The sequence below is a fragment of the Allomuricauda sp. F6463D genome, assembly GCF_023015965.1.
GTDB lineage: Bacteria > Bacteroidota > Bacteroidia > Flavobacteriales > Flavobacteriaceae > Flagellimonas.
In genome coordinates this window covers 181,887-194,850 of sequence record NZ_JALKAN010000003.1, presented here as the reverse complement: position 1 = coordinate 194,850, position 12,964 = coordinate 181,887, and the positions used below count along the sequence as shown (strand labels likewise).

Sequence of the window (12,964 nt, the reverse complement as noted above, 5' to 3'; positions counted from 1 at the left end):
ATTGTATTGTTTATGTTGTTTGTATCCCTTTTTTTAGAATTTGACCAAAATGGTACATATCCTCATAGGAACAATATAAAGGTGCTGGGGCCAATCGAATTACGTTCGGCTCCCTCCAATCAGTAATCACACCATTCTTCATCAAGTAATCAAAAATTGATTTTCCTTCCCCGTGTAACAACACGGATAGTTGGCATCCCCTGGCGGCTGGCGTAATTATCTCAAAAGTACTGTCCACTTCCTTATCTATCTCTTGTAATACAAACTCAAGATAGGACACAATGGTTTTTTGCTTTTCGATAAGGGCATCCATCCCAACCTCATCAAAAAGCTCCAAAGAGGCCAAATAAGGGGCTATGGAAAGGATGGGTGGATTGCTCAGCTGCCAAGCATCTGCGGTTTCTATGGGGTCGAATTCGGATTGCATAAGAAAACGGGTTTCTTTTTTAGTGCCCCACCATCCTTCAAAACGAGGAATATCATCCCTGTCCAAATAGCTCTCATGCACATAGATTCCGGAAGCGTTTCCCGGGCCGCTGTTCATGTATTTGTAACTGCACCATGCGGCAAAATCAGCTCCCCAATCATGCAAGTTCAGCTTTACATTTCCAACCGCGTGTGCCAAATCCCAGCCCACATAAGCACCAACCTTTTTTCCTGCCTTGGTAATGGCTTCCATATCCAACACCTGGCCATTATAGTAATTTACACCACCCATGAGTACCAATGCCAGCTCATCTCCTACTTCGTTGATTTTAGCGATGATGTCCTCCGTGCGCCAAGTATGCTCACCATCTCTTTTCTTAACCTCAACCAAGGCTTCTTTTGGGTCAAATCCATGAAAACGAGTTTGACTTTGCAACATATACTGATCGGATGGAAATGCTTTTTCCTCACAAATTATTTTATATCGTTTTTCGTTAGGTCTATAAAAAGATACCATCAATAAATGAAGGTTGACGGTTAAAGTGTTCATCACCGAAACCTCTTTAGGCTTTGCTCCCACTACTTTACCAAGTCCGTTTGCAAGTCTCTCATGGTAATCCCACCAAGGTTTTTCAGCATAAAAATGGCCTTCAACAGCCAATTCCCTCCAATCCTTCATAACCTCATCCACAAATTTTTGGGTACGTTTGGGCTGGAGACCGAGTGAATTACCCGTAAAATAAATTACATCCTTTCCATTTACTTGGGGGTAGTGAAATTCATTCCTGTAAGGGGCCAATGCATCCGAAGCATCAAGCTTTTTTGCAAATTCAAGTGTATTTTGGAACCTCATCCTTTTCTGGTTTGCCTCAAAAATACAATATGTACATGTAAACTGGATAAAAGATAATTACTCCAGACGCATTTCGATGATATGCTTTTTAAAGCCTACTTTTTCATAAGCTTTAATTGCTGGTTCATTGTCGTTGTATACCGTTAACCTTATTTCTTTGTAACCGTTGGCAAGGGACCATTTTTTCAGTTCTTCAACTAGTAAGGCATTAATCCCCAATCCACGAAAGTCTTTATGCGTGTACATAAAACCTAGATAAGCATAAAATTCATGGTTTAAATAACCTCTTGCCACTTTGGGCATGGCGAAACCAGAGGCCACAATTTCTCCTTTAATTTCACCAACTATCACTGTTGACTTAGGATCTTGAATCATCTTTTTGATATCGTAATAACTGATTGGCCCTTCTTTTATAGTAACATCAAACGGACGTTCAGCCTTAACGATTTCTTGTTCAAAATTGAGCAACACAGGAAGATCCTCCAAAATTGCTTTTCGTATGTTTACCTTTGGTAACGACATTGTATGCTTTTATTATAAGAGAGTTTCCAATGTAGTTCTTTTCTATAATTTTGCGAAAATTTTATCATGCATTTCCTATCGCCCATTTTAGAGAATTATATTGCCAACAGCTCGGAAGACGAACCGGTATTATTGCAAGAACTTACCCGGGAAACCCATTTAAAAGTGGTTCAGCCCCGAATGATTACCGGTCATTTTCAGGGTAGGGTATTAAGTGTATTGTCCAAAATCATCAATCCTAAATACATCTTGGAAATTGGCACATATACAGGGTACTCAGCGCTTTGTCTGGCGGAAGGACTTCAAAAAGAAGGGGAATTGCATACTATAGAAATCAACGAAGAACTGCATGAAATGCAACGCAACTATTTTGACAAGAGTGAATTTGGTCCTCAAATTATTCAGCATATCGGGGATGCCTTAGAGCTTATACCCTCTATGCCGCAAACTTTTGATCTTGTTTTTATTGATGCTCAAAAGGTAAATTACGATGCTTATTTTGAAGCGGTGATACAAAAGACAAAGCCAGGCAGTGTGATTTTATCAGACAATGTACTCTGGTCCGGAAAAGTAGTGGAGCCAATTCAAAAATCGGATAAAGCCACTATTTCGTTATTGGATTACAATCAAAAATTAAAAAATGACCCAAGAGTGGAAACCGTACTACTTCCCATTAGGGATGGACTGACCTTAAGTAGGGTGCTATAAAACGCTGATAGAGCCTAAAGAAAAGAATACCGGACAAAACACCGACCAAAGCCCCTACCATAATATCCAAGGGATAATGTACCCCCACATAAATCCTGCTCATGGCAAATAATACGGGCCATATAAACAATAAAATCACCCAATTGGATTTTTGCCTAAAAAAAAGAAACACCAGCATGGTAATGGAGAACGAGCTGGATGCATGTCCAGAGAAAAAACTGTAGCCCGTTGGACTTTTTAGAATACGAATCAAGGTGTTGATTTCTTCTACATTGTTCGGCCTCAACCTTGCTACAGAAATTTTGGTCAAATGTGTGATAAGCGTAATAAAAACAACCAATCCAAGTACGGTCAAAGACTTATAAAGTGCTTCCTTTTTGGGGAATTTCAAGAAAAATAGAATCAGAAATAGGATAAAAAGGGGAGTCCAAGTTGAAATATTGGTCACGGTTGACCAAAAAACATCGTAGTCTTCAATACCCAAACCATTGAGATAAACAAAAGTATCCCTATCCCATTTGAGTAATTTTTCCAACATGGGATATTACTTATTAAGATCTCTTTTAATGGAACCAGAGACATCGCTCACGTTCTTTTTTACATCATCGATTTCCTTACGAATATCCTTGGTGAAGTCCGTGTCGATATCCGTGCTATTTTGAATTTCGCGTTTAATATCATCTGTGGCATCTTTAAGTTGGCGCATTCCTTTGCCTAGCCCTTTAGCTATTCCAGGAATTTTATCCGCACCAAACACCATCACCACTATAAATAGGATGAAAAAAATCTCAGCTCCGCTAATGAATAGAAATTGCATACCACAAATATAATCAGAAGTTGGGTTTAAAATAAAAAAAGCCCCGTGAAATCACGAGGCTCTTAACATAGTTTTTTCTTTTATTGATCTCCTTTGACGTTTTCCTTGAACTTATCAAAATCTGATTTCTCATCTTTCTTTGGCCAAGCGTTATTGGTAGTATCGATGTCCGCAGTTTGCAATTTCGGATCTATGACAATTCCAACCAATTCCTTTTCAGTAGCCATCACTCTTTTCACCTCAGCATCGTTCTTCCTCCAAATTTCTGGCGGGTAGGTGATGCTTTCAGTAGTACCGTCGGCATAGGAATACTCCACGATTAATGGCATTGGAATACCTCCTGGTTTATCAAAAGTAATTTCATAGAAATACTTGGGTTCTTCCACTTGGGCCCTTTCCGCTTCGCTCATATTGTCCATCATGAACTCCTTAAGGTTTTGAGACGTTTCGGTCGGAGATTTTCCCTTAAGCGCTGGATCAAAGTCCTCGCTTTCCTCTTCTGCCAAATAAACCAATGGTGGCAAATCGGCTTCGGTAAGGTTTCTATCAGCCATGTATTTCTCCATTTCCTTGGTTGGCTTGTTGGACACATAGTACTTCTTAACTTCTTTTACACCTATATCCACATAATCGGTGGTGTAGAACCATCCTCTCCAAAACCAATCAAGATCCACAGCTGAGGCGTCTTCCATGGTACGAAAGAAATCTTCAGGGGTCGGGTGCTTGAACATCCAACGTTGTGAATAGGTTTTAAAGGCATGATCGAACAACTCTTCGCCCATTACCGTTTCCCTTAAAATATTAAGGGCGGTAGCTGGTTTCCCATAAGCGTTAGGTCCTAGTTGGTATACATTTTCTGGGTTGGACATGATGGGTGAGATATAACTTTGGTCACCGCTCATATAAGGAACAATTTTAGCTGCTTCGCCTCTTCTTGAGGGATATTTTTCGTTCGGAGCAATAACTTCTGGATTGTTCCTACCAAATTCTTGCTCTGTTAGGTACTGCATAAAAGTATCTAAACCTTCATCCATCCATCCCCACTGACGCTCATCAGAGTTTACGATCATTGGGAAGAAGTTGTGACCAACTTCGTGGATAATCACGCTGATCATTCCGTATTTAACCCTATCGGAGTAGGTACCATCCTCGTTAGGACGCCCATAGTTCCAACAAATCATTGGATATTCCATTCCTTGGTTTTTGGCATGAACGGAAATTGCTTTGTTATATGGGTAATCGAAGGTGTGTTTTGAATAGGTTATCAAAGATTGTACTACCGCTTTGGTCGACATTTCCTCCCATAGTGGGTTACCTTCTTTTGGATACATGGAAACTGCCATTACATCTTTGTTACCAACTTTAACGGCCTGCATGTCCCAAATAAATTTTCTGGATGATGCAAAAGCATAATCCCTAACATTGGTTGCTTTAAATTTCCACGTTTTGGTATCCGTTGCAAATCCCTTTTCAGCAGCCTCAGCTTCTTCTTGGGTCACAATGATCACAGGTTTGTCATATGACTTTTGAGCCTGCTTGTATCGCTTCATCATTTCTTTGGAAAACACATCGTCACGATTCTGTAGCTCTCCTGTAGCATCTAAAATATGATCGGCTGGAACTGTAATGTTCACTTCGTAGTTACCAAACGGCAATGCGAACTCACCATTTCCCCAGAATTGATGGTTTTGCCATCCTTCCACATCACTATAAACTGCCATTCTTGGGAAGAACTGCGCAATTACATAGGCACGGTTTCCATCCTCTGGAAAATATTCATACCCTGAACGTGCTCTATTAACCGTATGGTCCGGAATATTGTACCACCATTTAATGGAGAACGAAATTTTATCCCCACTTTTTAGTGGTTGCGGAATATTGATTCGCATCATGGTTTGATTAATGGTATAGGACAAAGGCCTTCCATTAGCATCTTTTACGGATTCAATATTAAATCCACCGTCAAACGGCTCATTCATATAGGTTTGGGCAAAGTTATCTGCCGTATAGGCGATATTTACCCCATTTCCATCGCGAAGTGGCGACTTAGAGTCTTTGGCACGTACGTTTTGATCTAATTGCACCCATAGAAATTCTAAATCGTCCGGTGAATTATTGTGATAAGTTATGGTTTCCTCTCCATTGATCTTGGCATTTTTATCATCCAAGTGGATATCCATAACATAATCAGCTTGTTGTTGATAATAATCGGGACCGGGGGCACCCGAAGCAGACCGGTATGTGTTTGGAGTGGAAAATTCCTCGTACAATTGTTTAAACTTACTTTGGTTGTAATGACCGGACTCTCGTTCTTCCTGAACGTCCCCTTCTTGCGCCATAACTACAGCTCCAAAAAGGAACAGTATGGAAGCAAAAAAATACTTGATTTTGTTCATTTTCTATTTGATTTTATAACGGTGAAAAATAACATATTTTAACCAAATGTTAAGAATATGTCACAAGTTTAACATTCCTTTATTGTTCTCTTTGATAAGCACAAAACTCTTTTTGTTACCGTTCCATTTTACATGGACCACGTTCTGTTGCTCATCAAACAAATCGGTGAGCACCTCATTTTGCACGGACATTGTTTTTATTTCCGATAAGGACACATCGGAAATTTCCATATAGCATATCACCACATCAGTATCATATCTTTTGCCCAAAAAAGTATAGGGTACCTGTTTGCCATCGAACGCTACCATAAATTTAGATCGAAAATATTTCTCGATATACATATCGGCCAATTTAGATTCATTTGGCGTAGCCAATTTAGCCTCGACACCATAGCGTTCTAAGAGAAGCCTGTCGAGGTCATCAATAAAAACCCGACTGGTAATCTGAAAAGCATTGTCTTCCGCTGCATACTCAATATTGGTAACGCTTACGTAGAATTTATGCAGGGATGTGAAAGACAAAAACAGAAGTATTGCCAAAGGCAACAGTATGATTTTTGCTTTTTTCATGTTCCTCATATGGTGTGAGTCTTTAATTGTACGGCAATGTTACAGTTTTATCACTTTTTCTACAATGTACTTGCCCAACTATTTTTTTGGATGTAAGTTAAATGACTTCTGGTTTCTGACGCCTGAGAAAATCAATCCAAGTTGTTGTTCTCACGATAGGCCCTACTTTTGTTCATCATTACGTCCCATATCCGTAATTTATCCCGGGATGCCACTGCAGCCTGAAATATTTTATCAACTTCGCAGAAATACATAAAATCATCTATTTTGTCCATAGGGATTTTTAAGGTGGTTACAAAAAGTGAATCCGCATAATAGCCTTGCACCTGCTGGGTTTGAACGTAGTTTTTATCCACTTTCACTCTGTTTTTCAACATTTTTGTGCGACCCGTTATGGCATTGATTATCGGGTTTAATCCTACACTTAAGGGATTACCAATAGAATACATACCAGATGATGCTTCTTGCAACTTTCTTTCGCTTTGTGTGGGTACCCGTTGGTGGGCATTTGGCAATTGCAAAGCTTCTGCGCTCACATCCTTTTCCAAGGTGACCTTATCCACATCACGGCTCAAATCCCCACTTAAATCATAAGGGCGTACCACAACTTCCCTTAATTGATTTACAAATTCTTGCATGGGCACTTCAAAAAAATTGGATTGATATAAGGATGAAGTAACCGGCAAAATCTTCTTTAAAAAATGCACTGCGGAGAACACCAAAGTATCATTAACATGGGCATTGATAGCGAAGTTACCTTCCAAATCGGTAATAACGGCATCTTTTGTTGTGATGTTCTGCACCACTACACCAATAACGTCCTTATCTGTACTGGTAACCTTTCCCTGGAGCATTTTGGCATCCCCCTCTTGGGCAAAAGCCCCTTGAGCGACCAAAAAACTGACCAATGCGAGAAAGCACTTTTTCATTACTCATCCAAGGTTGCCAAATATTCTTTACTCTGGGTAACCAAAAAATCAATCAACTGGAACTCGTTCTCTTTTCGGAGTATGGTCTGCGAAGGTATTTTATCATCACAGTACAAAAGAAAAGCATCTATTTTATCTTGGGGCAACCTAAGGTCTACCACAAAAAACTCATCATCGTACACATGTCGGAGCACTTCGCTCACTTTTAGCGCTGGTCTTTGTTGTCCGTTGGCTTCTTGCGATTTAAACAAGGCCTTAAAAATGTTTACAAAATTGATTCCATCCTTCATGCCCCGCGTAATTCTTGAACTCGCTACATTTTCCACTTCGGACCCCCGATCAATACCGTATTCAAATTCTTTAAAATCTTCGTTCTTTACTTGAAGAAAACGTTCCTGATCTTCCGGAGTCACGACCACTTCGTCCAATTCCCGTACTTTTTCGGTCACCTCGACCACAAGACGGTTATTGGCAAGAATTTCCGGACTAATTATAATTACCTCCAATTGATAGTTCACCGCGGTAAACACCACCTGATCTCCTTCTCTCACCGCTATGATGAACTCCCCGTTGTCGTCGGTAATGGTAGCTTCTCCACTGGTGGAGTTGATAACGTTCTCATTGGGCACGTTGGTACTCCGGTACAGTACCTTGCCCCTTAGCATTTGGCGGGAATCCTGTGCCGAGGCCCAGCCGGTAATAAGCAAAGAGAACAATATCAAGAATGTATTTTTCATTATTTGGTGTTTAATATAAGTTAAAGAAAACCCTTGACAAGGATATAAAAAATTAAGACGTTCTAAACTTTTGTTAATTCTGTGTCCGCAAATATACCAAAGGGAATTCCATTCACCTTTGAATTAGGTGTTTTGACGGTATTTATTATAATAAATCAAACATAAGATTAGTTTTGTTTTTTTACGTTTGGAAATCCTCAAATAACAAACACTGTGAAAACTTCAATTATCTACATGATCATGGGCCTACTCATGATCAATACGCTGTACGGACAGGTAAAAATCGGTGATAATCCACAGAACTTAAATTCCGCTTCTGTACTGGAACTGGAAAGTACCTCACGTGTATTGGTGATTACCCGCCTAACCGATGCTCAAATGAATGTGATCAACCCACTGCGCGGTGCATTGGCATACAATACCGACCAAGATTGCCTGCATTACTACGACGGAACGGAATGGATCAATATTTGCGACGAACTGGACAACTCGTTTACGGTAAGTACCCGAGCAGATTATTTAAGTACAATAAACCCACAGGCAATTGACAACACCGTTGTTATTTCCGAAGTTGAGAACCCAGATGGCAGTATCAATTACAATTTTGAGGTAGGACAGATCAACTCTGCCAACATTGTTACCGGTGGTGTGAACGGAGATGATATACAAAGCGGAGTAATTGTCAATCGTCATATCGTAGACGGAACAATAAACAAGGACAAATTTCTACCTGCATCCCAAAATGGCGATATGTTTATGTGGAATGGCAGCACATGGAACTTTGTTAACCAATCCGACCTATTGAGCACCCAACTAGACAGTATTGTAGGGAACGAAGTAGTAGGGCCTTTTGATTCAACTTTGGAACGATTAGGTGCTGGTATTGAGGGTGACCCCTATACGTTGGATGTTACAGATGGAGGCATTGATACGGCAGAACTGGCTAATGACGCCGTTACTTCCGACAAAATAGACGCAAGTGTGGCTGGCACAGGACTTAGTCAAGCTCCAGATGGATCATTAGAGGTTGACAATGCCAATATTGCTCCTGATTGGACAACAATAACAGGGATCCCAGCGGACATCGATGACGGTGACGATGACACTACTTACTCCGCCGGTTTAGGCCTATCGCTAACCGGAAACACGTTTTCCGTAGACAATGCAAACATCGCACCCGATTGGGCATCAATTACAGGGATCCCAGCGGACATCAATGACGGTGACGATGACACCACTTACTCCGCCGGTTTAGGCCTATCGCTAACCGGAAACACGTTTTCCGTAGACAATGCAAACATTGCACCCGATTGGGCATCAATTACAGGGATCCCAGCCGACATCGATGACGGTGACGATGACACCACTTACTCCGCCGGTTTAGGCCTATCGCTAACCGGAAACACGTTTTCCGTAGACAATGCAAACATCGCACCCGATTGGACATCAATTACGGGGATCCCAGCGGACATCGATGACGGTGATGATGACACCACTTACTCCGCCGGTTTAGGCCTATCGCTAACCGGAAACACGTTTTCCGTAGACAATGCAAACATCGCACCCGATTGGGCATCAATTACAGGGATCCCAGCGGACATCGATGACGGTGACGATGACACCACTTACTCCGCCGGTTTAGGTATTAATATTGATCCTTCAAACGTAATCTCAACAACAAATTTAGCTGGTGATGTAACGGGACCTATAAATAGTAATTCAATCGCCCCTGGTGTTATTACAAATAGTCAAATAGCTGCAGGTGCCGCAATTGACGGAAGTAAAATTAATCCTGTATTTACAAGTGATGTTACCACAACAGGAGATTTTATAGACTTAACCCCTGACTTCGTATTTCAAAAATATTTTAATGGGTATTCTAGTTTAAATAATGATTATAAATTTAGAAGTTTAGATGAGATCGAATCCTTTATTAAAGAAAATAACCACTTACCCGGTATAAAATCAGCTCATCAAGTTAAAACTCAAGGTAAATATTTTTTAACTGAATCATCAATGGCTCAGCTTGAAAAAATTGAAGAACTCTTTCTCCATACCATAGAACAAGAAAAGAAAATTGAGCAACTTCAATCCGAAAATCAAAATCTAACCAAAGAATTGGACTCCATAAAAGAAGATTTGGCAAAAATCAAGGCTCTGTTATTGAATAAATCAAACAACTAACCTTGAAAACCCTCCTCCACATAGCATTTTTGTTGTCGGTCAGCTTAGCTGTGGCCCAGAGCGGCTTATACAATGGAGGCAACCTACAAATACACCAAAGTGCAAACATTGGTTTGCATACCAATTTCATCAACAATGCCGCTTTTGAACCAACCAATGGGTTGGTAGGGTTTTATGGTAATGGTCCCATACAGGTTTCTGGAGGTGTTTCACCTACGCTGTGGAACACGGAGATTTTTACCCTTAACAATAACAATGTTTTTTTACAAGTACCCGTCTCAGTGCGGAACGATACCCATTTTATCGACGGTGATTTTTTGACTCCTCTAAATTACCAAGCGGTGTATCTCAACTTTATGGACCAGGGTTTACTTACAGGGGAGAGTAATATCTCCAAGGTAACCGGTTTTGCCGCAGTCAACAACAGCGATGTATTTTCGTTTCCTGTGGGTGACCAAGATCAGCTTAGGCCACTGATTCTTTTGTCGGAAAGCACTACGCCATTGGCTATCTGCGCCTATCTTTTTGAGGACCCTTCAAGTCCTTCTTCCGTATTGGAAGGTTTTGATACCAACCAAAAGGTAAATGAAATTGGCACGGTATCCGACCGCGAATTTTGGATCTTACAAAGCGATGCTCCGGCTCAGGTTACCATTAGTTGGAATACACGCAGTGCTTTGGAATCCATTCCGAACGCCACCGCAGAATCCATCATTGTGGTAGGTTGGAGCAAGGCAGACAACGAATGGGTCATTCTTGGCAATTCAGCATTTAGTGGGGATATTAACAATGGTTTTATAACCTCGGAGACATTTGTACCCAGCGATTATGCTGCTATCACATTTGGAACCGTACCACTTGCTACCGATACCTTTGCCGTGGACAATCCAACCTTGGGCAAATACTTTCTGAGCCCCAATGGCGATGGCACCAACGATTTTTGGGTCATAGACGGTTTGGAGGAATCGCCCAACAACAGTGTCCGCATTTTTAACCGATATGGACAAAAGGTTTTTGAAAAAATAAACTATACCAACGAGTTCAATGGAATTGCCAATACTGGCACTTTGATCACCAATCAAGGAATCGGCCTACCCGAAGGCGTATATTTTTACCTCGTTACCTTGAACGACCTGGAACTGGAATATTCTGGCTTTCTGTTCTTGGATCGCTAGCGCACAATCCAACACCTCTGTTACAATACATAAGTTCCGAATTAAAAATACTTCTTAACTTGGGGGCAAAATTCATTTTATGAAAAGAAGGACTTTTATTAAAAATGCTTCCGCTACGGGATTGGCCTGCACCATCCCTCCTATTTTTCCAAACTTTTATGATCTGGAATATTCAACCGCCGAGCTCATGGGCAAAGTGGATATTGAACTTTTCGGAGAAGGTATAAACCTGAGGAAAGAAGCGCATGAGTCCTTTTTAGCAATGAAAAAAGCAGCTTATTCGGATGGCATTGACATAAAGATCGTTTCCAGTTACAGAGATTTTTACAGACAAGAAAGCATATGGGAACGAAAATACCTTCGATATACCGACGATGAAGGCATGCAGCCGTTGGACGCCTTCGACAAGATCGTAGAATATTCCACCATACCCGGAACCAGCAGGCACCATTGGGGCACCGATATTGATATTATCGATGGTTATCCACAGGCCTCTGGCGACGTATTGGTCACTGAAAAATTTGAAGAGGGAGGTCCATACCAAGACCTTAAATTATGGATGGATGAGAACTCCGAAAACTATGATTTTTACCTAGTGTACAACAACGACCCTAGAAGGAGAGGGTTCAAATACGAGCCTTGGCACTACAGTTATGCCCCAATCTCCATTCCAATGCTCACCGCCTATCGTAAACTCAATATGTTAAAGCTATTGCAAAAAGAAGCGTTTTTGGGCAGTGAACATTTTACAACAGGCTTTATAAAAACCTACATACAGGACAATATTCTGGACATAAACCCAGCACTTCTATAACAGTTTTTTTGTATCTTAACTAACAAGAACACTAACCCATGAGAAGAGGAAGTTGGAGGATACGCATTCTTATTGGTCTGGCCATAGTAGCCTTTGCCTTTGTACGCAGGTGCAGCAACCAAGAGGAGAACCCATATACGGGCCGTACCCAGAATATAAATATGACCACCGAGCAAGAGATTGCCATTGGTCTACAAAGTGCGCCCGAAATGGCTCAACAACATGGAGGCCTATATCCGGATGAACGTTTGCAAAACTTGGTGGATGCCATTGGCAATAAACTGGTAACAAGTAGCGTGGCCCAGGAAACACCGTACCAATACGAATTTCATCTTTTGGCGGACGACCGGACCATTAACGCATTTGCATTGCCGGGTGGGCAGATTTTTATTACCTATGCCCTCTTTTCACAACTCAACGAACCACAATTGGCCGGTGTATTGGGTCATGAAATAGGACATGTGATCGGTAGGCATTCGGCTGAACGTATTGCCGATAGTAATTTTTGGCAGACTTTGGCAACAGGAGCTTCTGTGGGTGTGGACATGGGAAATGTTGTGGCTGGTATCGGACAAAACACCTTACTTAAAAATGGAAGAGGTGATGAATTGGAAAGTGATGAGCTCGGCGTATTGTTTATGATTGAATCCGGGTACGACCCCAATGAAATGATTGAGGTTATGAAAATTCTTAAATCTGCAGCAGGACCCAACAGGGTTCCCGAGTTTCAGAGCACCCATCCCGACCCCGAGAACAGGATAGACAGAATCAAGGAAGCCATTCAAAAATATTCAGGTCGATAGTATTTGCTGTTCAACGATAAAAAAAGGGGG

The 12,964-nt window shown here is 41.2% G+C and carries 13 protein-coding genes; 5 read left to right on the top strand and 8 right to left on the bottom strand.

From position 1 onward, the window contains the following. Nucleotides 1-10 precede the first annotated feature (10 nt). Entirely contained in the window at nt 11-1,279 is a 1,269-nt protein-coding gene (gene kynU, locus MWU56_RS14565; protein ID WP_247045587.1) for a kynureninase, read from the bottom strand. 57 nt (nt 1,280-1,336) lie between these two features. After that, on the bottom strand, nt 1,337-1,801 hold the full coding sequence (locus MWU56_RS14560; RefSeq protein WP_247045585.1) for a GNAT family N-acetyltransferase: 465 nt from the start codon (nt 1,799-1,801) through the stop codon (nt 1,337-1,339). A gap of 66 nt (nt 1,802-1,867) precedes the next feature. Between MWU56_RS14560 and MWU56_RS14555 the strand changes: the two genes are divergently transcribed. Next, the gene (locus MWU56_RS14555) at nt 1,868-2,509 is read left to right on the top strand and encodes an O-methyltransferase (RefSeq protein ID WP_247045584.1); all 642 of its coding nucleotides are present in this window, start codon (nt 1,868-1,870) and stop codon (nt 2,507-2,509) included. Here MWU56_RS14555 and MWU56_RS14550 read toward each other — a convergent pair. From MWU56_RS14550 to MWU56_RS14525, 6 genes are all read right to left on the bottom strand, one after another. Next, nucleotides 2,475-3,047, bottom strand: coding sequence for a phosphatase PAP2 family protein (locus MWU56_RS14550; RefSeq protein ID WP_247045581.1), 573 nt, complete (start codon nt 3,045-3,047; stop codon nt 2,475-2,477). The genes MWU56_RS14555 and MWU56_RS14550 overlap by 35 nt on opposite strands. Before the next feature lie 6 nt (nt 3,048-3,053). After that, on the bottom strand, nt 3,054-3,326 hold the full coding sequence (locus tag MWU56_RS14545) for a twin-arginine translocase TatA/TatE family subunit (RefSeq protein ID WP_247045580.1): 273 nt from the start codon (nt 3,324-3,326) through the stop codon (nt 3,054-3,056). 80 nt (nt 3,327-3,406) lie between these two features. Further along, entirely contained in the window at nt 3,407-5,722 is a 2,316-nt protein-coding gene (locus MWU56_RS14540; RefSeq protein ID WP_247045577.1) for a M1 family metallopeptidase, read from the bottom strand. Nucleotides 5,723-5,782: 60 nt separating this feature from the next. Then, nucleotides 5,783-6,292, bottom strand: a complete 510-nt coding sequence (locus MWU56_RS14535) for a DUF6702 family protein (protein WP_317236556.1) — start codon at nt 6,290-6,292, stop codon at nt 5,783-5,785. Nucleotides 6,293-6,423: 131 nt separating this feature from the next. Beyond that, nucleotides 6,424-7,221: a carboxypeptidase-like regulatory domain-containing protein gene (locus tag MWU56_RS14530; protein WP_247045574.1), complete on the bottom strand. Its 798-nt coding sequence runs from the start codon at nt 7,219-7,221 to the stop codon at nt 6,424-6,426. Further along, nucleotides 7,221-7,958 (bottom strand): hypothetical protein, encoded by a 738-nt coding sequence (locus tag MWU56_RS14525; protein ID WP_247045572.1) that lies wholly within the window; start codon nt 7,956-7,958, stop codon nt 7,221-7,223. The genes MWU56_RS14530 and MWU56_RS14525 overlap by 1 nt, the downstream gene beginning before the upstream one ends. Before the next feature lie 213 nt (nt 7,959-8,171). Here MWU56_RS14525 and MWU56_RS14520 point away from each other — a divergent pair, with 213 nt between their 5' ends. The 4 genes from MWU56_RS14520 (at nt 8,172) to MWU56_RS14505 (ending at nt 12,934) form a co-directional block, all read left to right on the top strand. Next, nucleotides 8,172-10,142, top strand: coding sequence for a bZIP transcription factor (locus MWU56_RS14520; RefSeq protein WP_247045570.1), 1,971 nt, complete (start codon nt 8,172-8,174; stop codon nt 10,140-10,142). A 2-nt stretch (nt 10,143-10,144) separates the two neighbouring features. Then, nucleotides 10,145-11,317, top strand: a complete 1,173-nt coding sequence (locus tag MWU56_RS14515; protein ID WP_247045568.1) for a gliding motility-associated C-terminal domain-containing protein — start codon at nt 10,145-10,147, stop codon at nt 11,315-11,317. 79 nt (nt 11,318-11,396) lie between these two features. Next, nucleotides 11,397-12,131 carry a M15 family metallopeptidase gene (locus MWU56_RS14510; RefSeq protein WP_247045566.1) on the top strand — a complete coding sequence of 245 codons (735 nt, stop codon included), beginning with the start codon at nt 11,397-11,399 and terminating at the stop codon, nt 12,129-12,131. Nucleotides 12,132-12,169: 38 nt separating this feature from the next. Next, a complete protein-coding gene (locus tag MWU56_RS14505) occupies nt 12,170-12,934 on the top strand; it encodes a M48 family metalloprotease (protein WP_247045564.1) in 765 nt (254 codons plus the stop codon). The last annotated feature ends 30 nt before the right edge of the window (nt 12,935-12,964 follow it).